General features: G+C 65.3%; 16 protein-coding genes and 1 tRNA gene. 1 reads left to right on the top strand and 16 read right to left on the bottom strand.

Features of this window, described 5'->3' with window-relative positions:
* Nucleotides 1–82: 82 nt before the first annotated feature.
* The 7 genes from ACT531_RS11140 to ACT531_RS11110 form a co-directional block, all read right to left on the bottom strand.
* Nucleotides 83–1,279 carry a ribonucleotide-diphosphate reductase subunit beta gene (locus ACT531_RS11140; protein WP_060985124.1) on the bottom strand — a complete coding sequence of 399 codons (1,197 nt, stop codon included), beginning with the start codon at nt 1,277–1,279 and terminating at the stop codon, nt 83–85.
* Between the two features lie 135 nt (nt 1,280–1,414).
* Entirely contained in the window at nt 1,415–4,354 is a 2,940-nt protein-coding gene (locus ACT531_RS11135) for a ribonucleoside-diphosphate reductase subunit alpha (protein WP_476017457.1), read from the bottom strand.
* A gap of 376 nt (nt 4,355–4,730) precedes the next feature.
* Nucleotides 4,731–5,360 carry a 1,6-anhydro-N-acetylmuramyl-L-alanine amidase AmpD gene (gene ampD / locus ACT531_RS11130; protein WP_476017456.1) on the bottom strand — a complete coding sequence of 210 codons (630 nt, stop codon included), beginning with the start codon at nt 5,358–5,360 and terminating at the stop codon, nt 4,731–4,733.
* Nucleotides 5,344–6,882, bottom strand: coding sequence for a sigma-54-dependent transcriptional regulator (locus ACT531_RS11125; protein ID WP_476017455.1), 1,539 nt, complete (start codon nt 6,880–6,882; stop codon nt 5,344–5,346). Before ACT531_RS11125 ends, ampD begins: the two co-directional genes overlap by 17 nt.
* Before the next feature lie 11 nt (nt 6,883–6,893).
* Nucleotides 6,894–8,597, bottom strand: a complete 1,704-nt coding sequence (locus ACT531_RS11120) for a two-component system sensor histidine kinase NtrB (protein WP_476017454.1) — start codon at nt 8,595–8,597, stop codon at nt 6,894–6,896.
* A gap of 22 nt (nt 8,598–8,619) precedes the next feature.
* A complete protein-coding gene (locus ACT531_RS11115; RefSeq protein ID WP_476017453.1) occupies nt 8,620–8,847 on the bottom strand; it encodes a PP0621 family protein in 228 nt (75 codons plus the stop codon).
* Nucleotides 8,844–9,641: a cytochrome C assembly family protein gene (locus ACT531_RS11110; protein ID WP_015015617.1), complete on the bottom strand. Its 798-nt coding sequence runs from the start codon at nt 9,639–9,641 to the stop codon at nt 8,844–8,846. Before ACT531_RS11110 ends, ACT531_RS11115 begins: the two co-directional genes overlap by 4 nt.
* A gap of 98 nt (nt 9,642–9,739) precedes the next feature.
* Between ACT531_RS11110 and ffh the strand changes: the two genes are divergently transcribed.
* A complete protein-coding gene (gene ffh, locus ACT531_RS11105) occupies nt 9,740–11,119 on the top strand; it encodes a signal recognition particle protein (protein WP_015015616.1) in 1,380 nt (459 codons plus the stop codon).
* Between the two features lie 138 nt (nt 11,120–11,257).
* Here ffh and mdoH read toward each other — a convergent pair whose 3' ends face one another.
* The 9 genes from mdoH to ACT531_RS11060 all read right to left on the bottom strand — a co-directional run bounded on the left by mdoH (nt 11,258) and on the right by ACT531_RS11060 (nt 21,621).
* Nucleotides 11,258–13,345: a glucans biosynthesis glucosyltransferase MdoH gene (gene mdoH / locus ACT531_RS11100; protein ID WP_476017452.1), complete on the bottom strand. Its 2,088-nt coding sequence runs from the start codon at nt 13,343–13,345 to the stop codon at nt 11,258–11,260.
* Nucleotides 13,318–14,832: a glucan biosynthesis protein G gene (locus ACT531_RS11095; protein WP_476017451.1), complete on the bottom strand. Its 1,515-nt coding sequence runs from the start codon at nt 14,830–14,832 to the stop codon at nt 13,318–13,320. The genes mdoH and ACT531_RS11095 overlap by 28 nt, the downstream gene beginning before the upstream one ends.
* Nucleotides 14,833–15,071: 239 nt before the next feature.
* Nucleotides 15,072–16,484: a sigma 54-interacting transcriptional regulator gene (locus ACT531_RS11090; protein WP_110960211.1), complete on the bottom strand. Its 1,413-nt coding sequence runs from the start codon at nt 16,482–16,484 to the stop codon at nt 15,072–15,074.
* Nucleotides 16,485–16,498: 14 nt separating this feature from the next.
* Nucleotides 16,499–17,170 (bottom strand): hypothetical protein, encoded by a 672-nt coding sequence (locus ACT531_RS11085; protein ID WP_476017450.1) that lies wholly within the window; start codon nt 17,168–17,170, stop codon nt 16,499–16,501.
* On the bottom strand, nt 17,160–18,623 hold the full coding sequence (locus ACT531_RS11080) for a sensor histidine kinase (protein ID WP_476017449.1): 1,464 nt from the start codon (nt 18,621–18,623) through the stop codon (nt 17,160–17,162). The genes ACT531_RS11085 and ACT531_RS11080 overlap by 11 nt, the downstream gene beginning before the upstream one ends.
* 46 nt (nt 18,624–18,669) lie before the next feature.
* Nucleotides 18,670–20,016 carry a tRNA (N6-isopentenyl adenosine(37)-C2)-methylthiotransferase MiaB gene (gene miaB / locus ACT531_RS11075; protein WP_015015610.1) on the bottom strand — a complete coding sequence of 449 codons (1,347 nt, stop codon included), beginning with the start codon at nt 20,014–20,016 and terminating at the stop codon, nt 18,670–18,672.
* A gap of 99 nt (nt 20,017–20,115) precedes the next feature.
* The gene (locus tag ACT531_RS11070) at nt 20,116–20,487 is read right to left on the bottom strand and encodes a hypothetical protein (RefSeq protein ID WP_476017448.1); all 372 of its coding nucleotides are present in this window, start codon (nt 20,485–20,487) and stop codon (nt 20,116–20,118) included.
* Between the two features lie 252 nt (nt 20,488–20,739).
* Nucleotides 20,740–20,816 (bottom strand) — tRNA-Met (locus tag ACT531_RS11065).
* Nucleotides 20,817–20,841: 25 nt separating this feature from the next.
* Nucleotides 20,842–21,621, bottom strand: coding sequence for an enoyl-CoA hydratase (locus ACT531_RS11060; protein WP_291443782.1), 780 nt, complete (start codon nt 21,619–21,621; stop codon nt 20,842–20,844).
* Between the last annotated feature and the right edge of the window lie 34 nt (nt 21,622–21,655).

Here is a 21,655-nt window from a genome sequence, read left to right as displayed (position 1 = left end):
CCTCGCAGGGCAGCACTCTGCGGCGCTGTCGGTGCTGGGCGTGGTGTAAAAATCCATGTGGTGTGGCCTGCAAAAAAAAGCGCTAGTCCCAGGACAGCGCACCACCGGACTGGTATTCAATAACCCGGGTCTCGAAGAAGTTGCGTTCCTTCTTGAGGTCGATCATCTCGCTCATCCACGGGAACGGGTTTTCTTCGTTGGGGAACAGTGTCTCCAGCCCGATCTGCGTGGCGCGGCGGTTGGCGATGTAGCGCAGGTAGCCCTTGAACATGGAGGCGTTCATGCCCAGCACGCCACGGGGCATGGTGTCTTCGGCGTAGCGGTACTCCAACTCGACGGCCTTGAGGAACAGCGCCTTGATCTCGGCCTTGAATTCCGCCGTCCACAGGTGCGGGTTTTCCAGCTTGAGCTGGTTGATCAGATCGATGCCGAAGTTGCAGTGCATCGACTCGTCGCGCAGGATGTACTGGTACTGCTCCGCAGCGCCCGTCATCTTGTTCTGCCGACCCAGCGCCAGAATTTGCGTGAAGCCCACGTAGAAGAACAGGCCTTCCATCAGGCAGGCAAAAACGATCAGCGACTTGAGCAGGGTCTGGTCGGTTTCGGGGGTGCCGGTTTTGAAGGATGGGTCCATGATCGCTTCGATGAAGGGGATCAGGAACTCGTCCTTGTCGCGGATCGACTGGACTTCGTTGTAGGCGTTGAAGATCTCGCTCTCATCCAGGCCCAGCGACTCGACGATGTACTGGTAGGCGTGGGTGTGGATCGCTTCTTCGAAGGCCTGGCGCAGCAGGAACTGGCGGCACTCAGGGGCCGTGATGTGGCGGTACGTGCCCAGCACGATGTTGTTGGCGGCCAGCGAGTCTGCGGTGACGAAGAAGCCGAGGTTGCGCTTGATGATGCGGCGCTCGTCGTCGGTCAGGCCGTTGGGGTCCTTCCACAACGCGATGTCGCGCGTCATGTTCACCTCTTGGGGCATCCAGTGGTTGGCGCAGGTGGCCAAGTATTTTTCCCACGCCCACTTGTACTTGAAGGGCACCAACTGGTTGACGTCGGTCTGGCCGTTGATGATGCGCTTGTCGGCTGCATTGACGCGGCGATGCGCTGCAGCGGTGACGGGTGTCGTGGAGGTATGTGCTGCGGGGGATGTGGCGCCCACGGGTTGCAGCGAAGGTGTCTGGAAAGCGAGAGGCGGTTGTCCCACCTGGCGGTTGTTGGGCAGACCGCCGTCCAGTTGATTTTGCGATGAGGGCTTGACTTCTTCGTCCCAGGTCAACATAGATTTTCCAGTGTTCGGATTATGAAAGCAGTGCTGCGAAAAGAAAAGCACTGAAGCGTTGTGCAGCAAGGTTTTGTTGCTTCACAGCACCGAAGCAACGCCCCGGGCGATTCCGAAGCGTTGCTCGCAAAGTGCTTACTGGCAGGCCTCGCAGCCAGGATCGTCGATGGCGCAGAACTTCACGTCCGTCGCTGGCACCGCCGCGGCCTGTTGAGCAGCAGCTGTTGCAGCAGCTTCCAGCGGGCTGGGCTGCGCTTGCGCCGTGGCAGAAGCTGCCGATGCGCCGCTGTCTCCACCCGACGACACGGCATTGAGCTGGCGTGTGTTCACGGTGCTCATCTCGACGTGTGTGGCGCTCTGCGTACGCAGGTAGTAGGTGGTCTTGAGGCCACGGACCCATGCCAGCTTGTAGGTGTCGTCGAGCTTCTTGCCCGATGCGCCAGCCATGTAGATGTTCAGGCTCTGTGCCTGATCGATCCACTTCTGGCGGCGCGATGCGGCCTCCACCAGCCACTGAGGCTCGACTTCAAAAGCTGTGGAGTACAGCGCCTTGATGTCCTGCGGCACGCGGTCAATGGGATGCAGCGAACCCTTGAAGTGCTTGAGGTCCATGATCATCACGTCGTCCCACAGGCCCAGGCGTTTGAGATCGCGCACCAGCCCGCTGTTGATCACGGTGAACTCGCCCGACAGGTTGGACTTGACCGACAGGTTGCCAAACGAGGGCTCGATCGAGGCATCCACGCCGATGATGTTGGAGATGGTGGCGGTGGGCGCAATGGCCACGCAGTTGGAGTTGCGCATGCCGTCCTGCGCAATCTTCTTGCGCAGCGCGTCCCAGTCCATCGTGGACGAGCGGTCCACTTCCACATAACCGCCACGGGCCTTGGCAAGCATGTCCAGCGTATCAAACGGCAGGATGCCGCGATCCCACAGCGAACCCTTGTAGCTGGAGTACTGGCCGCGTTCCTTGGCGAGCTCGGTGGACGCCCAATAAGCGTAGTAGCAGATGGCTTCCATCGACTTGTCGGCGAATTCCACTGCTTCTTGCGAGGCATAAGGAATGCGCAGCGCATACAGGCTGTCCTGGAAGGCCATCACGCCCAGGCCCACGGGGCGGTGGCGCAGGTTGGAGTCACGGGCCTTGTTCACGGCGTAGTAGTTGATGTCGATCACGTTGTCCAGCATGCGCATGGCCACGGTGATGGTCTTCTTGAGCTTCTCGTGATCGATCTGGCCGTCTTTGATGTGCTGCAGCAGGTTGACCGAGCCAAGGTTGCAAACGGCGGTTTCGGTGTCGCTGGTGTTCAGCGTGATCTCGGTGCACAGGTTGGACGAGTGCACCACGCCAGCGTGCTGCTGGGGCGAACGCACGTTGCAGGCATCCTTGAACGTGATCCAGGGATGGCCGGTTTCAAACAGCATGGTCAGAATCTTGCGCCAGAGGTCGGTGGCCTGCACAGTCTTGGCGGGCTTGATCTCGCCGCGTGCGGCTTTTTCTTCGTAGGCCACATAGGCCTTTTCAAAGTCGGCGCCGAACAGATCGTGCAGATCCGGCACGTTGGAGGGCGAGAACAGTGTCCAGGTGCCCTTTTCCATCACGCGGCGCATGAACAGGTCGGGAATCCAGTTCGCCGTGTTCATGTCGTGCGTGCGGCGGCGGTCGTCGCCGGTGTTCTTGCGCAGTTCCAGGAACTCTTCGATGTCCAGGTGCCAGGTTTCCAGGTACGTACAGACGGCGCCCTTGCGCTTGCCGCCCTGGTTCACCGCCACGGCGGTGTCGTTGACCACCTTGAGGAACGGCACCACGCCTTGCGACTCGCCGTTGGTGCCTTTGATGTGGCTGCCCAGTGCACGCACGCGCGTCCAGTCGTTGCCCAAGCCGCCCGCGAACTTGGACAGCAGGGCGTTTTCCTTGATGGACTCGTAGATGCCGTCCAGGTCGTCCGGCACCGTGGTCAGGTAGCAGCTCGACAGCTGCGAGCGCAGCGTACCGCTGTTGAACAGCGTGGGCGTGCTGGACATGAAGTCGAAGCTGGACAGCACTTCGTAGAACTCGATGGCCCGTGCCTCGCGGTCGGTTTCGTTCAGTGCCAGGCCCATGGCGACGCGCATGAAGAAGGCCTGGGGCAGTTCGATGCGGGTCTTCTTGACGTGCAGGAAGTAGCGGTCGTACAGTGTCTGCAGGCCCAGGTAGTCGAACTGCAGGTCGCGCTCGGCCTTGAGCGCGGCACCCAGGCGGGTCAGGTCGTATTGCTTGAGCAGGCGCTCATCCAGCAGCTCGTTGTCCACCCCCTTCTGGATGAAGGTGGGGAAATAGTCCTTGTAGGCCTGGCCCATGTCGCTTTGGGTCACGTCACGCCCCAGCACCTCACGCACGATGGTGTGCAGCAGCAGGCGGGCCGTGGCGTAGGTGTAGTCGGGATCTTTTTCGATCAGGGTGCGGGCGGCCAGAATGGATGCCTTGTAGACCTCGTCCATCGGAACGCCGTCATACAGGTTGCGCATGGTCTCGGCGACGATGGGAGCAGCCTTGATGTCGGCGCCCAGGTTGGCGCAGGCCGACTCGATCAATGCGTGCAGGCGCAGGATGTCCAGTTGCACACGTTGGCCGTTGTCGATCACGTGCATCACCGGGGTGGCGGGAGCGAGCTGTTCCTGGTGGTGGGCGCGCTCCTGCGTGCGGCGTTCGCGGTACAGCACGTAGGCGCGGGCGACTTCGTGGTGCTCGCCGCGCATCAGGCCCAGCTCGACCTGGTCCTGCACATCTTCAATATGGAAGGTGCCGCCGCCAGGACGCGAGCGCATCAGGGCACGAACGACGTTCTGGGTGAGCGTGTCCACCACCTCGCGCACGCTGGCAGAGGCGGCGCCCTGCGTGCCGTGCACTGCCAGAAACGCCTTCATCATCGCCACTGCAATTTTCTGGGGCTCGAACGGCACCACCGCGCCGTTACGGCGAATGATCTGGTAGTGCGTGAGCGGGTGCCCGGAAGCTGCGGCCGCTGCAGCGTGTGTGGTGGTATCCGCAGAGGCGGTGGGCGATGGGGAAGGCGTGTTCAAAGCAGCTTGCATGGGTGTCCTCTTCTGTGGGCTGTCTGGGGTGGCGTGCGGCCTGGAGCGCCGCCGCAGTGTGTGGGTGCTGCACCGGACTTCAGTCTGGCGCACACTATATATGGTGTGTCGAGGCGGTTCAAGACACTACCGGTAGTGTACCGCCTGAATGAGTCCCCAAAACCGAAACAGCATGTTCCCAACCCCGTTGCCTTGGCAATCGGCACCTGCGGCGAACCCTTGTAAACGCGATGTGGGCGATGCAAAACCTTGCAGTGGCGTACCTTGGCGGCGGATTTCCTGCGCCAGGCCGCGCAGTGCTTGGCTGCAAAAATATGTGCGAACGCACAAAGAAAAAATTGCCTTGATGCGCCCGTGCGACAGTGAAAGCGCGGCGTCAGCGAAGCTGCTGCGGGCCCGTCTGTGTGCCTTGCGGGAATCGCTGCACTGGCCAGCCCAGGGTCTGTTGCAGCCTGGACCAGTCAAACCCCGGGCCGGGGTCAAGCTTACGCCCCGGGGCGATGTGTTCATGCCCCGCGATGTGCTCGATGGGGTAACGCAGCGCAATGTCCTGGCAGACCCGGGCCAGTGTCTCGTACTGGGCGGACTCGAAGGTGAGGCCCTCCAGGCCTTCCAGTTCAATGCCGATGGAATCGTCGTTGCACTGGCTTCTGCCTCGGTAGAACGATTGCCCCGCATGCCAGGCTCGCTGGTCGCAATCCACAAACTGCCACAGCGCACCGGTGCGCTCGATGAAAAAATGGGCGGACACCTGCAGTCCGCGAATGCCCTGGTAGTAAGGGTGCGCGTTCCAGTCCAAAGTGTTGGTGAACAGCTGTTGCACAGCGCCGCCGCCGTATTCACCCGGGGGCAGGCTGATGGAATGCACCACGATCAGGTCCACCCCCGAGGCCTGTACGGGGCGTGGTCCGAAGTTCGGCGATGCCAGACGCTGGGCTGTCAGGTGCCAACCGCCGTCCCAATGCGTGGGGGCTGCTGCCGGGGCGCTGTCAGCCCTGGTCGTCATGCGGATCCTGGTCGTTGGGTACCGCGATGTTCAGCCGGGCAATGCGGTAGCGAATCTGGCGCAGGCTGATGCCCAGGCGTGCCGCCGTGGCCGTGCGGTTGAACCCGGACTCTTTGAGCGCACGGATCAGGATCTCGCGCTCCTGCTGATCCAGCCAGGCCTGCAGGTCGCTGGGGAGGGGCACGGTGCATCCGCTGGCCAAGGGCTGCTGGGTTGGAGCGGCATCGGACGGGACGGAGGTGCCGCCGACCGAACCCTCTGCCGCAGTGGCCAACGCGGGTGTCGCGGGCCGCGCCATCTGCACCTCTGCCGCGCCGCTGGGTGCATCCACCTGCAACTCGTCCCCATCGCTCAACGCCACTGCACGGTGCAGCAGGTTTTCCAGCTCGCGGACGTTTCCGGTCAGCGGGTGGGCGGCGATAGCGTTCAGTGCGCGGTCGGTGAGCTGGGGTACCGGCATGCCGGACTCGTTGGCAATGCGGGTGAGCAGTGCTGCACACAGTGCGGGCAAATCCTCCCGACGTTCGCGCAGCGGCGGGATGACGATCTCGATCACATTGAGCCGGTAGTACAGATCCTGGCGGAACCGGCCGGCCTGGACATCGGCCGCCAGGTCGCGGTGGGTGGCGCTGACGATGCGCACGTCCACGGTTTCTTCCTGGGTGGAGCCCAGCGGCCGCACGCTGCGCTCCTGGATGGCGCGCAGCAACTTGGATTGCATCGCCAGCGGCAGGTCACCGATTTCGTCGAGGAACAGGGTGCCCCCGCGTGCGGCCTGGAAGTAGCCGTCACGGTCTTGCGAAGCCCCGGTGTAGGAGCCCTTTCGGGCACCAAAGAATTCGGCTTCCAGCAGGTTTTCAGGGATGGCTCCGCAGTTCACGGCGACCAGGGGGCCATCCGCGCGCTGGCTGCTGGCGTGCAAGGCCTGGGCCACCAACTCCTTGCCGGTGCCCGACTCGCCATGGATCAGCACGGGCGCCATGCCACGCGACACCTTGGCCACGCGCTGTTTGACGTTGCGGATGGCGTCGGACTCGCCCACCAGGCGATCCAGGGCGGCGTTGGCACTGCCGAATTCGCTGGCCGCCGCCGCATTGGCAGACCGGCTGGAGCCGTTGCTGCGTGCCGCACGCGGAGGGGGGACTCCGCCGGTGCCCTGGATGGCCGAGGCCACCACCGAGCGGAACTGCTTGAGGTCCACGGGCTTGGTGAGGTAATCGAAGGCCCCGGCGCGCAGCGCCTCGACCGCGTTTTCTGCCGATCCGTAGGCGGTCATGACCACGCAGCGCTCCCGGCGCTGCTGGTCGCGCAGGTCCTGCAGCAGCTCCATGCCAAACCCGTCGGGCAGCCGCATGTCGGTGATCACCGCGTCAAAACGCTGGGCCTTGAGCTGCTCGCGGGCCTCCTGCACGTTGGACGCAGTCTCGACCCGGTAGCCCTCACGCAGCAAGGTGAGCTCGTACAGGGTGCGCAGATCGGGTTCGTCGTCAACGACAAGGATGGAGGCGGCAGGGGCGTTCATGGAGGCTGCAGTCAGACCACGATAGTGTCAAACAAGGTAGCATTGTCGGCAGGGCGGGTCGTGCGGCGGAAGCCCACGGTGAAGGCGTTGCCTCCGATGTCTCCGCGTGCGGTGGTGCGGTTCAGGCGCTGGTAGCTGATGGAGGCGCCATGGCGCTGGCACAGCTCCCGGCAAATATAGAGGCCCAGGCCGCTGGAGCGGCTCTCGGACGAGAAGAAGGGCTCGAACAGATGCCGCTCCACGGATTTGTCCATGGGCGCTCCGTCGCTCCACACCTGCAGGCTGACTTGGCCAGCGGGCGTGTTGCGCGTGGTCACCGATAGCGAGTCGGGCTCCGGGCCCATGTAGCGCAGGGCGTTGTCCAGTAGGTTGACCAGAACGCGGCGCAGGTGCTCGGCGTCAAACTCCACCTGGGTGGCACCGGTATCCAGCGACACCATGGCGCGCCGCCGCGCGGGGTCCTGGGCCTGCCAGTCGTTCCAGATCTGGGCGACGGTTTCGTCCAGCACCACGGTGGAGGCGGGGGCGTGGCTGATCTGGTGCTGCACGCGGGCAATGTCCAGCACCTCTTCGGCAATGCGTGCCAAGCGGTCGGCGTTCTGCTGCACCATGTGCGCCAGGCGCTTTTGTGCTGGCTCGTGCAGGTCTTCTTCCAGCAGGGCATTGGCCTGCACGATGGCGGCCAGTGGGTTGCGGATTTCGTGGGCCACAGCGGCAGACATGCGGCCCATGGCCGCGAGTTTTTCGGTGCGCAGCCGCGCTTCCATTTCCCGCAGATCGTGCAGGAACATCACGCACAGCCGCTCGGAGTGCGTCTGCAAGGCCGCATTGCGGGTGGACGTGAGCCAGGTGCGCACATGCAGGCCGGTGGGGCTCTGGCCTTCGTGCAGCAGATCAACATCGGCCGTCTGGGGCTGTTCGTGACGGAAGGTGCGCCGCGCCAAAATCACCAGGGGGTGCCACGGCGCGGTGGAGGTCAGGGCAAACGGCAACTCGGTCAGTGCCACGCCACCCAACAGCTGCAGCCCTGCGGGGTTGGCAATGCGCACCACATCGGTCTCGTCCACCACCAGCACCCCGTCGGTCAGGTTCTGGATGACCAGTGCACTGACCTGCGTTTGCACGCGCGCCGCGATCTGGCTTTGTTGCGCCACTTCCTGTTCGCGCGCCAGGCGGGTGGCCAGCTGGTGCACCAGATAGCTCACGATGAAGTAGCCTGTGCCGGTCAGCGCACTTTGCAGGTAGCGCTGGCCCTCGTCGCCCGTGCTGTACTGGCCCACCCACCAGGCCCAGCCCAGCAGCAGCAGCGTGACTGCGGCGGTGGTGCCCAGGGCCAGGGTCAGCGTGCCCATGACCGCTGCGATCAGGATGGGCAGGCCAAACAGGGGCGTGTAGTTCATGGTGCCCGCATGCAGCAACTGCAGCGCAGTGATCGCCGCCAGGTCCACACCAATGGAGGGCAGCCACTGCGGGCCGGCGCTGGGCGACGGCGGGGCGTTGCGCGACAGCACCCGCAGCACCACGGTCGCCACGAGATAGGCCACGCAGACTGCGAGCACGGAGGGCGCCGCCGCTTGATTGATCAGCTGCCCGGCCCCCTGCAGCACCAAAAGTGCCAGGGCCACCATGACGCGGCCCGTCAGAAAACCGAGCCACAGCCTTGCGAAGGGGGCGTCTGCGGAAGGCGGCAGTGGGCCTGCGGGCGCTGCTTGCATGGTCACAACGGCAAGGCGTCGCTCAGGCCTGGCCCATGCGCCGGTGCTCGGCGCTGCAATAGGCCTGACTGCCCAGCATCAGGGCTTCTGCCTGCGGGATGTGCACACCGCAGTGCGCGCAGGCCAGCATGTCCTGCGGCAGGGCAGGCGGCATGGGGGGCGCTTTGGGCGCCGCCGCATCAGGGGCGCGGCGGCTGCGCCAGATACCTACGGCCACCGCGATGACGACCAACAAGACCAGGTACTTCATGCGCTGCGGCCCAGAACAACTTCCAATACAAAACGCGAGCCCACATAGGCCAGCAGCAACAGGGCCGAGCCCGCATACAACACACGCACCGCATTGCGGCCCCGCCAGCCAAAGCGGGCACGGCCCAGCAGCAACGTGGCAAAGGTCAGCCACGAGAGCATCGAGAACACGGCCTTGTGGTCCCACCGCCAGGCCCGGCCATACAGCGTCTCGCCAAACAGCCAACCGGCCAGCAAGGTGGCGGTGAGCAGTACAAACCCCGCCGTCACGAACCGGAAGGTCAGCCGCTCCAGCGTCAGCAGCGGGATGCCGCTGTGCGGGTCTTCAGCCTGCCGGATGTGGCGTTCGGCGCGTGTCATGAGCCAGGCGTGCACCACCGCCGCTGCAAACAGGCCATAACACGCAATGCCCAGCGCCAGGTGCAAAGGCAGCCAGGCAGATGCGGTCACGTGCAGCGGCTGCCCGGGGAACAGCATCGCCAGCACGATGGCGGCCGCGCCCAGCCCTGCCAGTACCCAGCGTGACTGCATTTGTGGAAACAACTGCCGTTCCACGGCATAGACCGTGAGCACCAGCCAGGCGGTCATCGACAGCGCGGGCGCAAAACCGAACCGGGGCGCATCGCCCCACAGGCCCCAGACCAGCACGGCGCCGTGCAGCAACCACGCGACCAGCAGTGCATTGCGTGCTGCTGCAGCCCCCAGGCGGGAGGCTGCAGCAGCCGGTACGGCATAGGCCACAGCAGCGGCCAGGGCCAGCAGCCAACTGACGGGGGAGCTACTCGTTAAAATCATGGGCACAGTTTAGCCTTTCGCCCACCGCCAGCGCCCTGGCGGGGCTGCGCACGCAACGCCCTTGTTGACGGCGCGCAGCCAATACCGGAAACACCCCTATGGCCTCCGCCCTTACCGACAAACTCACGCGCCTCGTCAAGGAGATGCGTGGCCAGGCCCGCATCACCGAATCCAACGTGCAGGACATGCTGCGCGAAGTGCGCATGGCGCTGCTCGAAGCCGACGTGGCCCTGCCCGTGGTGCGCGACTTCATCGCCCGCGTGAAGGAAAAGGCCCTGGGCCAGGAGGTGCTGGGCTCGCTCAAGCCCGGGCAGACGTTGGTCAGCATCGTCAACCGCGAACTGGCCGCCACCATGGGCGAGGGCGTGGCCGACATCAATCTGGCCGCCCAGCCGCCTGCCGTGATCCTGATGGCCGGCCTGCAAGGTGCGGGCAAGACCACCACCACGGCCAAGCTGGCTAAGCACCTGATCGAAAAGCGCAAGAAGAAGGTGCTGACCGTGTCGGGCGACGTGTACCGCCCGGCGGCCATCGAGCAGCTCAAGACCGTGACCAAGCAGGCCGGTGCCGAATGGTTCCCCAGCACGCCCGACCAGAAGCCGCTCGACATCGCCCGCGCTGCCCTGGACTACGCCAAGAAGCACTACTTTGACGTGCTGCTGGTCGATACGGCCGGCCGCCTGGCCATCGACGAAGCCTTGATGAAGGAAATCAAGGACCTGCACGCCGCGATCAACCCCGTCGAGACCCTGTTCGTGGTGGATGCCATGCAGGGCCAGGACGCCATCAACACGGCCAAGGCCTTCAAGGAAGCGCTGCCCCTCACCGGCATCGTGCTCACCAAGCTGGACGGCGACTCGCGTGGTGGTGCCGCGCTGTCCGTGCGCCAGATCACGGGGGCGCCCATCAAGTTTGCGGGTGTCTCGGAGAAGATCGACGGGCTGGAAGTGTTCGATGCCGAACGCCATGCGGGCCGTATCCTGGGCATGGGCGACATCGTGGCGCTGGTGGAGCAGGTCACCGCCGGGGTGGACATGGAGGCCGCACAAAAGCTGGCGGCCAAGGTCAAGAGCGGTGACGGGTTCGACCTGAACGACTTTCTCTCGCAGATCCAGCAGATGAAGCAGATGGGCGGACTGTCCAGCCTGATGGACAAGCTGCCCTCTCAGCTCACCGCCAAGGCCGGTTCGCTGGACATGGACAAAGCCGAAAAAGACATCAAGCGCAAGGAAGGCATCATCCAGAGCATGACGCCCCTGGAGCGCCGCAAGCCCGAACTCATCAAGGCCACACGCAAGAAGCGCATCGCCAACGGCGCGGGCGTGCATGTGCAGGAGGTCAACCGCCTGCTCAAGGAGTTCGAACAGATGCAGGGCATGATGAAGAAGATGAAGGGCGGCGGCCTGATGAAGATGATGAAGCGCATGGGCGGCATGAAGGGCATGGGCGGCGGAGGCATGCCCAAGATGCCTTTCTGAAAGGTTTTCAAGCCTTTTTGGCACCAGGCGCTACAACCATATGCCTGAGTTGCTATAAAAATAGGAGTAAAAAAAGCCGACATGTGTCGGCTTTTTTTATGGCCCGTCCGGCTGGGGGCGGTGGTTCGGTCTGGCACCTCAGGCAGTTTGCAAGGCCATGGGCCTTCCCATGCGCCCGGCGTGCAGCCAGGCGCGGCGCAGCACCGGGGGCGACCACGACTCCTCAGGAATCAGCAGCAGCCGCTGGGCACGCAGCGCACGGCCCAGAGCGATCTGGCTGGTCCACACCGCCAGCGGAATCGCCAGTGCCAGCGGCAAGCCCACGGGCATCAGCCACAACAGCGCGCTGCTGTCGATCAGCGCCACGCCCGCCGCAAGCAGGGCGATCACGGCGCTCATGGGGGCCAGCTGGCGCACGGCGTGGCGCCAGGGCACGGCATGGGCCTCGCGCGGGGGCGACTTCCACTCCAGCTTCAGTCCGGTCAATGCGATCAGCACGAACAGCGAATGCGCCAGCATGCGAACGGGCGCCTGCAGGATGGCCATGACGCTCTCCAGCACGGCGCTCTTGAGCAGGCTGAAAGCGCCGCCGTACTGCTTTTGCTCGCGGCGCATGAACACGGCTGTGACGCCCAGGATGCGAGGCAGGAACAGCAGGCACAGGGTCCAGGCCCACAGCGCCAGCAGCTCGGCGGGCAGGATGTGCCAGTCCGCCACCAGCTTGGCGCCCGACAGCCACAGGGCCGTGCCCAGCGTGAGGAAGGCCAGCCACAGCGGCGCAGACAGATAAGCCATGGCGCCGGTGATGAACATGGAGCGGTGCACGGGGTGGATGCCGGGCTCGGCCATCAGGCGTGCGTTTTGCAGGTTGCCCTGGCACCAGCGGCGGTCGCGCTGCAGTTCGGCCAGCAGGTCGGGCGGCTGCTGCTCGTAGCTGCCGATCAGGTCGGCCACCAGCCACACGTGGTAGCCCGCGCGGCGCATCAGTGCGGCCTCCACAAAGTCGTGCGACATGATGCCGCCAGACAGACCACCCGTGCCCTGGATGGGCGCCAGCGCGCAGTGCTGCATGAAGGGCGCCACGCGGATGATGGCGTTGTGGCCCCAGTAGTGCGATTCGCCCAGTTGCCAGTACTGCATGCCCAGCGTGAACAGGCGGCCGGTGACGCGCGACGCAAACTGCTGCGCGCGGGCATGCAGCGTGACATGGCCGATGGCCTGCGTGGCGGTCTGGATGATGCCGGCCGTGGGGTGGGCTTCCATCAGCTTGGCCATCGAGACGATGCAGTCGCCGCTCATCACGCTGTCGGCGTCCAGCACCACCATGTAGCGGTAGTCCTTGCCCCAGCGGCGGCAGAAGTCGGCCACGTTGCCTGCCTTGCGGTGCGTGCGGCGCGTGCGCAGGCGGTAGTACACCTGCACCTGGGGCTGCTGGCTGTGCTGCGCCAGGGCGTTGCGCAGGTCTTCCCAGGCAGCGCGCTCGGCGCGGGCAATGGCGGGGTCGTTGCTGTCGGAGAGCACAAACACGTCGAACGTGGTGCCGTGGCCGGTGGCGGCCACCGACTCGCAAGTGGCCCGCAGCCCGGCAAATACGGTGGCCACGTCTTCGTTGCAGATCGGCATGATGATGGCGGTGCGGGCGGCTGGCGCCAGGGTGTGCCCAGCCACGCTACGTGCCGAGAGCGCATGCCGGTCGCCGCGCAGCATCACCCAAAAGCCCATCAGCCCGGTCAAAAAGCCGGTCACCACCCAGGCGGACAGCAGGGCAAACAGCGCGATCTGGCCGTAGCTCAGCCACGCGTTTTCGTAGTCGGGCTGCACGCTGGCAAACAGGGTGCTGGCCAAGGCGGTCGTCAGCACGGTGAGCAGCGCAAACGTCCAGCGGCGGCGCTGCGCTGCGCCTTGCCAGGCGGCGGTGGATTCAGCGCGGGCTTGTGCCGCCGTGGCCGGTGCGGGTGGTGGGGATGTACGGCCCGTCAGGCGCATCAGCACGGCAGTGCCCACGCTGTTCCAGAAGCCGCGCCAGGGCAGGGGCACCATGGAGCCACGGTGCAGGGGCGGTGCCGTCACCGCATTGGGGTGGCGCTCCTCGCGCAGTGTGCTGCGTCGGTTGAGGGTTGGCCGGGGGTAAGCCACACCGCGCCGCGCGACCACGGCAGGGCCGGTGGATGCGTGGGTGCCGTGGGGGTCATGAGGGCTTACTCGGGAAGACTGATGTGCGTCCATGTTTCACTCACAGCGTGGTTGTCGTGTTGGAGAAAAGCGCGCAGCTCGATGGGCCGGTCAGCCTGCAGGCGCTGGATGCGAACGGTCATGCGCCAACCGCCGGTGGCGGGGTTGCGGTAGGCAATGTTTTCCAGCACCTTGCCGTTGGCATCGCTGGTCACAACGGCCTTGAGGGAGGCCTCCGCAGGCAGGGCCTTGAGAGCCGGGCCCTCGAAATCGACCACGTACTGAACCTGCTGGCGCAGAGCCTGGGCCGACAGCTTGGTGTAGCCCATGCCACGGCGCGACTGGGTGGCCCAGGCGCCGGGCGGGCGCTGCTGTTCGTCGCCTTGCCAGCTGAGCTCATAGGCAAATTCCAGCGGCTGGCCGGGGGCGGGCATCTGTGCGGGCACCCAGTACGCCACGATGTTGTCGTGCGTCTCGTCGGGCGTATTCAGCTGCACCAGCTCCACACGGCCCGCGCCCCAGTCGTGCAGGGGACGGACCCAGGCGCTGGGGCGGCGCTCGTAGCGGGCTTCCACGTCCTCGTAGCTCGCCCACTGGCGGTCGCGCTGCATCAGGCCAAAGCCCTTGGGGTTCTTTGTGGCGAACGAGGTGACCAGTGTTTGCCGGGGGTTCTGCAGCGGGCGCCACAGCCATTCGCCTTCGCCCGTGGCCACCATGAGGCCGTCGGAGTCATGCACTTCGGGGCGGAAGTCCTCCTTGCGTGGCTGGTTCTCGCCGAAGAAGAACATGCTGGTCAGCGGCGCAACGCCCAGCGTGGCGATGGGTGGGGTGCCCGAGGCGGCGCGCACAAAAATGCGGCTGCGCACCGTGGTGGTGGTCTGCGCGCCGGGCTGGATGTCGAAGCGGTAGGCGCCCGTGGCGCGTGGCGAGTCGAGCAGTGCGTACACCGTGACCTGGGTGGACAGCGGGTCGGGCCGCACCAGCCAGAACTCGGTGAAGCGGGGGAATTCCTCGCCCCGGCCGCCCACGGTGTCAATGGCCAGCCCGCGCGCCGACAGGCCGTACTGCTGGCCTTGGCCCAGCGCGCGGAAGTAGCTCGCACCCTGGAAGACCACCAGTTCGTCCTTGTAGGCGCTGGAGTTCAGGTGGTTGTGCAGACGAAAGCCTGCAAAGCCCAGGTCGCCCCAGGCCTCGGGCCGCAGCTGGTTCTTGCCGTAGTCAAAGTCCGCGCGGCTGTAGGGGATGTGGCGCACGCCCTGGGGCGTCACCTCGTTGATCAGCACCGGCTCTTTCTGGTACAGCCCCAGATGGAAGAACATGGCCTCGTAAGGCAGCTTCTCGGCCCGCCACAGGGCGCGATCAGGGCGCCAGCGGATGTCGCGCACCTGGTCGTAGTTGAGCTTTGCGAGGTCGGCCGGGAGCCTGTCGCTCACGGGCCGGTAGGGTTGGCTGGCGCGTTCGCGGGCGAGGCGGGTCACGCTCTCGAAGTCAAAGCCCTGTGCGTGCGCGCCGCCGGCCAGCAGGGCGGTGGCCAGGGCCATTGCGGGCCCTGCGCGCCTGCCGATCTGTCTAAAAAAGGAGGGAAGAACTGCGTGCATGCCAGGCATAGGGCAAACCCTGTGCCAGCTGCAAAAAATGCTTTGAAATCAATGGGTTGGAGTGGCCTCTGCGTGTAAGCAGTTGTGCAATGGCCTGCGGGCACTGATCAGCCCCTGCTTTTTGTCGCCAGATGGCGACAAGGGGTGGGTACTTTGATCAAAACACCCTGTAAATCAATGACTTACTCGTGTCGCTCATCCACGACATCGTCCGCATCGCCTGCATCCTGCTTGAACTGTCCCGGCGTCAGCGCGTGCTTTTGCAGCAGGCGGTAGAACTCGGTGCGGTTGCGTTGCGCCAGCCGCGCCGCATCGGCCACATTGCCGTCGGTCATCTTGAGCAGTCCCACCAGGTACTCGCGCTCGAAACGCTGGCGGGCCTCCGCAAAGCTCAGCACCTGGGTGGACGGGGTGCGCAGCGCGCGCTGCACCAGGGTCAGCGGGACCAGGGGGGTGGTGGACAGGGCGCACACCTGCTCAACCACGTTGTAGAGCTGGCGCACGTTGCCCGGCCAGGCGGCGGTGGTCAGTGCCTTGAGCGCCTCGGGCGCAAAGCCGGACAGGCGCTTGTCGTATTTGCGGGACAGCCGGTCCAGAAAGTGGTTGGCCAGCAGCGCAATGTCCTCGCGCCGCTCGGCCAGGGTGGGCAGCACCAGCGACACCACGTTCAGCCGGTAATACAGGTCCTCGCGGAACTGCGCGCTGGCCATGGCGGCCTCCAGGTCCCGGTGCGTGGCCGAGATGATGCGCACGTCGATGGGCGTGGCCTGGCTGGCACCCACGGGGCGCACAGCGCGCTCCTGTAACACCCGCAGCAGCTTGACCTGCAGGGCGGGGGGCATGTCGCCAATCTCGTCCAGCAGCAGGGTGCCGCCGTCCGCCGCCTGGAACAGCCCCTTGTGGTTGCTCACCGCATCGGTGAAGGCGCCCTTGACGTGGCCGAACAGCTCGGACTCCAGCAGCGCCTCGGGGATGGCGCCGCAGTTGACCGCCACAAACGGGCGGGCCGCGCGCGGGCTCGCCCGGTGGATGGCGCGTGCCAGCAGCTCCTTGCCCGAGCCGCTGTCGCCGCGCAGCAGCACGCTGGCGTCGGACTGGGCGACCATGTACGCCTCGGACAACAGGTCTGTCATGCGGTGCGACCGGCTCACGATCTCTGCCCGCCAGTCCTCGTTGGCATGCGGCTGCGCTACGGCAGGGGCGCTGAGCGCCAGCGCCTGTGCGATCTTCTCCAGCAGCTCTTTGCCGTCGTAGGGCTTGGTCAGGTAGGTGAACACCCCGCGCGATGTGGCCTCGACGGCGTCGGGAATGGTGCCGTGTGCGGTCAGCAGGATCACGGGCAGAGAGGGGTGGCGGGCGCGCACTTCGTCAAACAGGGCCAGGCCGTCGCGCCCGGGCAGACGCACATCGCTCAGCACCAGCTGCGGGCGCGCAATGTCCAACTGCGCCAGTGCCGCTTCGGCAGAGCCCACGGCCACCACGTCGTGCCCGGCGGCTTTCAGGCGCAGCGACAGCAGCCGCAGCATGTCGGCGTCGTCGTCCACCACCAGGATGCGGGCGGGAGGGGCGGCACGGTGGGGGGCAGAGGAGTCCATGGCGGGGGAAATGGTCAGGGGGCGGGCCGTGGCGCGGATCCGTTGCCCACCGCTGGGGCGGACTGAGATGCGGCGGGCGCTGGGCGGGTGCTCAGGCTGCGTTCGATGGCGCGCACAGCTTCCAGGCGTTCGCTGAGCTGGTCGTTGCGGCGTTGCGTGTCGCGCAGTTGTTGGGTCTGGCGATCGAGCTGGTCCTCCAGCCGGCGTTGTTGCAGCAGTCGGGCCTCCAGCAGCCGGGCCAGGGGGTGCAGGGGCTGCGCTGCGGGGCTGGTGTTGCCCAGCACACGCTGCACCAGACCCAGTGCGCGGGCGGTGTCCACGGCCTGGCGGGTTTGCGCCAAGGCCGTGGCCAGCAGCAGCGGTGTGTCGGGGGTGGCGTCCTCCGCTTCGCCCAGCCGGGCTATCTCCTTGGTGAGTTCGGCAGGGGGCAGCTTGAGCACACGGTCCGTCTGGGCCAGCAGCAGCGCGACGGGGGTGTGGTTGGTGTCCGCATCGGTGCTCCTTGCTTCGGCAGGGCCCACTTCCACCGTCGGGGCCACGGGCACGGCAATGATCATCGCGGCCGGTGGCTTCTGGGCGGGGGCGGGTGGGGGCGTGGTGGTGGCACAGCCCGCCAGCACGGCGCACAGCGCAAGCAGCGGCCATCTCAGGGCGTGGGAGGAAAGGGTGTGACTGCTAGGCGGCATGGGGAAGTTCGATGCGAAAGAAGGAGTGTGCGCCTTCGTCCACCAGGCGCACGCTGCCGCCATGGGCCTGCACATATTCCTGCACGATGGACAGACCGATGCCGGTGCCGCGCACGGCATCGTCCGGTTGGCGAACACCCCGGTAAAAGGGTTCAAACACGCGGTCACGGTCCACCCGGTCCACGCCGGGGCCTTGGTCAAAGACGTCCAGACGCACATGACCGGGAGGTTGCGAGAGCACCAGCCGCACCGTGCCTCGGGGCGGTGAAAAGCGGATGGCGTTGGACAGCAGATTGCTGACGGCGGAGGTGATCTTGTCGGCGTCAACGGGCATGCGCACGGGCGGCCCCTCTACCCGCACAGTCAGGCCCTTGGCCTGCCACTGCAGCCGCTGGGCCTCGACCTGGGCCTCCAGCAGAGCCAGCAGATCGGTGTCGCGGCGCTGCAGCTGGCGAGCCTCAAAAGCGGCGGCATTGAAGCGCAGCAGGGCCTCGATCTCACCCTGCAGCTGCAGCGTGTTGTGGTGCAGGATTTGTGCTACCTCGCGCTGGCCTGCGGTGAGTTCGCCCGTCACGCCGTCCTGCAGCAGTGCTACGCCCTCGCGCAGCGCGGCCAGCGGTGTCTTGAGTTCGTGGGACACATGGCGCAGGAAACGCGCCTTGTCGGCGTCCAGCTCCAGCAGCCGCAGCCTCAGCCATTCCAGTTGCTGGCCCAGCCGGCGCACGTCGTCCGGGCCGGAGATCAGCACCGGCTCGTCCAGCTGGTTTTCGCCCAGCTGACGGATCGCACTCTCCAGCCGCTTGAATGGCCGCGCGAGCCAGATGCCCAGCGACAACGCCAGCACCAGCGCCAGCACAATCGCGCCCACCACCTGGTGCGTCACGCTGCGGCGGCTTTGCTCCACCTCGTCCTGCAGCGCGTTGTTGCGTTGGGTGTTGAGGTCCTGCACCGTCTGCACCATGGTGCCGTGCAAGGTCTCCAGGGCCACAAACTCTTCGGCAACCAGGCGTTCGTTGTCCAGAGCGCGGTCCGGCGGTGCGTCCAGCAGGGCTTTGACGGCATCGAGGTGGGTGCGCCACGCCTGGGTCTGCGCAACGGGCAGGCCTGCGGCCTGCAAATGGTTGAGCACCGTGAGGGCTTCGACCGCCATGTCGTCGAAGCTGCGGCGCAAGGGGGCATCCCGCAGCACCAGGGACTGCCGCGCTGAGCGCTCCAGGGCTTGGCCGCGCTGGTTCAGGCCCTGTGCGGCTGCAGTCAGCGCAGTGGCCTCGGCTGTGCCGTGGCGGCTGAGCACCATGAGCTGCTCCAGCGTGTGCAAAGCCCGCAGCGAGCTGACCCCCAGCAAGCCGGCAATCAGCGCGAACGCCAGCAGCAACAGTTGCTGGAAGGAGAGGCCATGCAACAAGCCTTCGGCGGGTGGCGGTGCCGTGGGCGGTGTGCTGGGCGTGGGCATTGCAGCCAAAAGGGCGCGGGGCGTGCGGGGTGTCGGTACCCGCGCGTCAGCCGGCCAGTGCGGCGGTTTCGTGCGTCAGCACCTCGCCCCGCAGGGTGTAAGCCTTCGCTTCGGTGATGGTCACATCCACCATCTGCCCCACCAGGCGGGGCTGCCCGGCAAAGTTGACCACCCGGTTGCATTCGGTGCGGCCCATCAGCTCGCCCGCATCGCGCTTGGAGGCGCCCTCCACCAGAATGCGCTGCACCGTGCCCACGCGGCTTTCGCTGATGGACTTGATGTTGGCGTTGATCACGCCCTGCAGGTGCTGCAGGCGGCGCAGCTTCACATCGTGCGGCGTGTCGTCGTGCAGACCCGCAGCAGGCGTGCCAGGGCGGGGGCTGAAGATGAAGCTGAAGCTGTTGTCGAAGTGGATGTCGTCGATCAGCTTCATCATCTTGTTGAAGTCGTCTTCCGTCTCGCCGGGGAAGCCCACGATGAAGTCGCTGCTCATGGCCAGATCGGGGCGGATGGCGCGCAGCTTGCGCACCGTGCTCTTGTATTCCATGGCGGTGTAGCCGCGCTTCATGGCCATCAGAATGCGGTCGCTGCCGTGCTGCACGGGCAGGTGCAGGTGGCTGGCCAGCTTGGGCAGCTTGGCATAGGCCTCGATCAGCCGGGGCGTGAACTCGTTGGGGTGGCTGGTGGTGTAGCGGATGCGCTCGATGCCGGGAATGTCCGACACGTATTCGAGCAGCAGCGCAAAGTCGGCAATTTCGGCCGTGCCGCCCATCTTGCCCAGGTAGGCGTTCACGTTCTGGCCCAGCAGGGTGATTTCCTTCACGCCCTGGTCGGCCAGGCCCGCCACTTCGACCAGCACATCGTCAAACGGGCGGCTCACTTCTTCGCCACGGGTGTAGGGCACCACGCAGTAGCTGCAGTATTTGCTGCAGCCTTCCATGATCGACACAAAGGCCGAGGCGCCCTCCACGCGGGCAGGCGGCAGGTGGTCGAACTTTTCAATCTCGGGGAAGCTGATGTCCACCTGTGGCTTATCGAGCTGCTCGCGCTGGTTGAGCATCTCGGGCAGGCGGTGCAGGGTTTGCGGGCCAAACACCACGTCCACATACGGGGCGCGCTTGATGATCTCGGCGCCTTCCTGGCTGGCCACGCAGCCGCCCACGCCAATCTTCACGCCGCGCGCCTTCAGGTGCTTGATGCGGCCCAGGTCGCTGAAGACCTTTTCTTGCGCCTTTTCGCGCACCGAGCAGGTGTTGAAGAGGATGAGGTCGGCCTCGTCCACGTTCTGAGTAGGCTCGTAGCCTTGGGCGGCGTTGAGCACGTCGGCCATCTTGTCCGAGTCGTACTCGTTCATCTGGCAGCCGAAGGTTTTGATGAAGACTTTTTTGGCCATGGCAATTTCGCAAATAGCAAGCAAACACCGCGCCCGGCATGGCGCGGAGACTGTGAAGGGGCTGTGGCGCAGGGGCCTGGCAGCAGCGCCGCTGAAGGGTTACTTCAGCGCGGCGCCCGAGCTGGTCGTGATGTTGGTGATGACGGCGTCGCTGCCCTTGCGGGGCTGCGCAGCCTCGCCTTCGGTCAGGATCCAGGCGGCGTGCAGCATGCCGGTGCTGTTCTCCAGCACGTAGTTGACCTTGAAGGTCTGGCCCAGCACGGTGTGTGCCATGACCAGGGTGTTCTGGGGGCTGAACAGCCGCATGCCCGGGGCCATGCGGATGGTCTTCCCATTGAGTGTGGCTTCGTACGCGGTGTTGATGCTCAGCGTGCCACGCAGTGCGGCCTCTGGGAACGGGCGTGAAAGACCCAGGCCGGGCTGGGTCTGGGCCGAGGCGGGTGCTACGGCGCAGAGGGCTGTGCTGGCCATCACTGCCAGCACAGCAGCATGGAAATATCGAGGTGCCCGACGGGAGGGGGCTGGGCCGGAAGAGCGTGTGGTGCAGCGGTTCATGGTTTACATCCAGGGGCTGAAGGCACAATTTTAGAAGGGGGTTGCCAGCGTGGCACATCCCTCGGACAAGTCAAGCGGCCCGTGCATCAATGGTCACTGGAGCGGGTTCTTGGGCTTGCCTGAAAGAAAAAACCCACAGTGGGTGGCCTCACTGTGGGTTTTTGTATTTGGTGGTCGTAGGTGGACTTGAACCACCGACATCAGCATTATGAATGCTGCGCTCTAACCAACTGAGCTATACGACCGCAGACCAAGATTATAGAACAAAAATTATTGGTGTGTGAAGTTTGCCGTGCGTTTGTTCATGAACGCGTCCATGCCTTCCTTCTGGTCTTGGGTGGCAAACAGCGCGTGGAACAGGCGGCGCTCGAACATCACGCCGTCGGCAAGCGTGCCCTCGAAGGCACGGTTGACCGATTCCTTGGCCGCCATGACGGCAATCTGCGAGAAGCCGGCAATGATGATGGCAGCGCCCAGCGCTTCGTCCATGAGCTTGTCGTAAGCCACTACGCGGCTGACCAGCCCAGCGCGCTCAGCTTCGGTCGCGTCCATCATGCGGCCTGTCAGTGCCATGTCCATGGCCTTGGACTTGCCCACAGCGCGGGGCAGGCGCTGCGTGCCACCGGCACCAGGGATCACGCCCAGCTTGATCTCGGGCTGGCCGAACTTGGCATTGTCCGCAGCGATGATGAAGTCGCACATCATGGCCAGCTCGCAGCCGCCGCCCAGTGCAAAGCCGCTGACGGCTGCAATGACGGGCTTGCGGATGGAGCGGATGGTCTCCCAGTTGCGGGTGATGTAGTCGCCCTTGTAGGTGTCAGCAAAGCTGTACTTGGCCATGGCACCAATGTCCGCGCCCGCCGCAAAAGCCTTTTCGCTGCCGGTGACGATCATGCAGCCGATCTTTTCGTCCGCATCGAAGGCCTTGAGGGCAGCGCCCAGTTCATTCATGAGTTGGTCGTTCAGCGCATTGAGTTGCTTGGGCCTGTTGAGGGTGATTATGCCGACCTTGTCCGCTTCAACGCGCACCTCGATGGTTTCGTAAGCCATGAAATCTCCTGGGGGTTATGGTTGGTTATGAAAG

This window comes from Acidovorax sp. DMC1 (assembly GCF_056314325.1).
The sequence above is the reverse complement of the archived record's forward strand: the minus strand, read 5'-3'. Positions and strand labels throughout refer to the sequence as shown.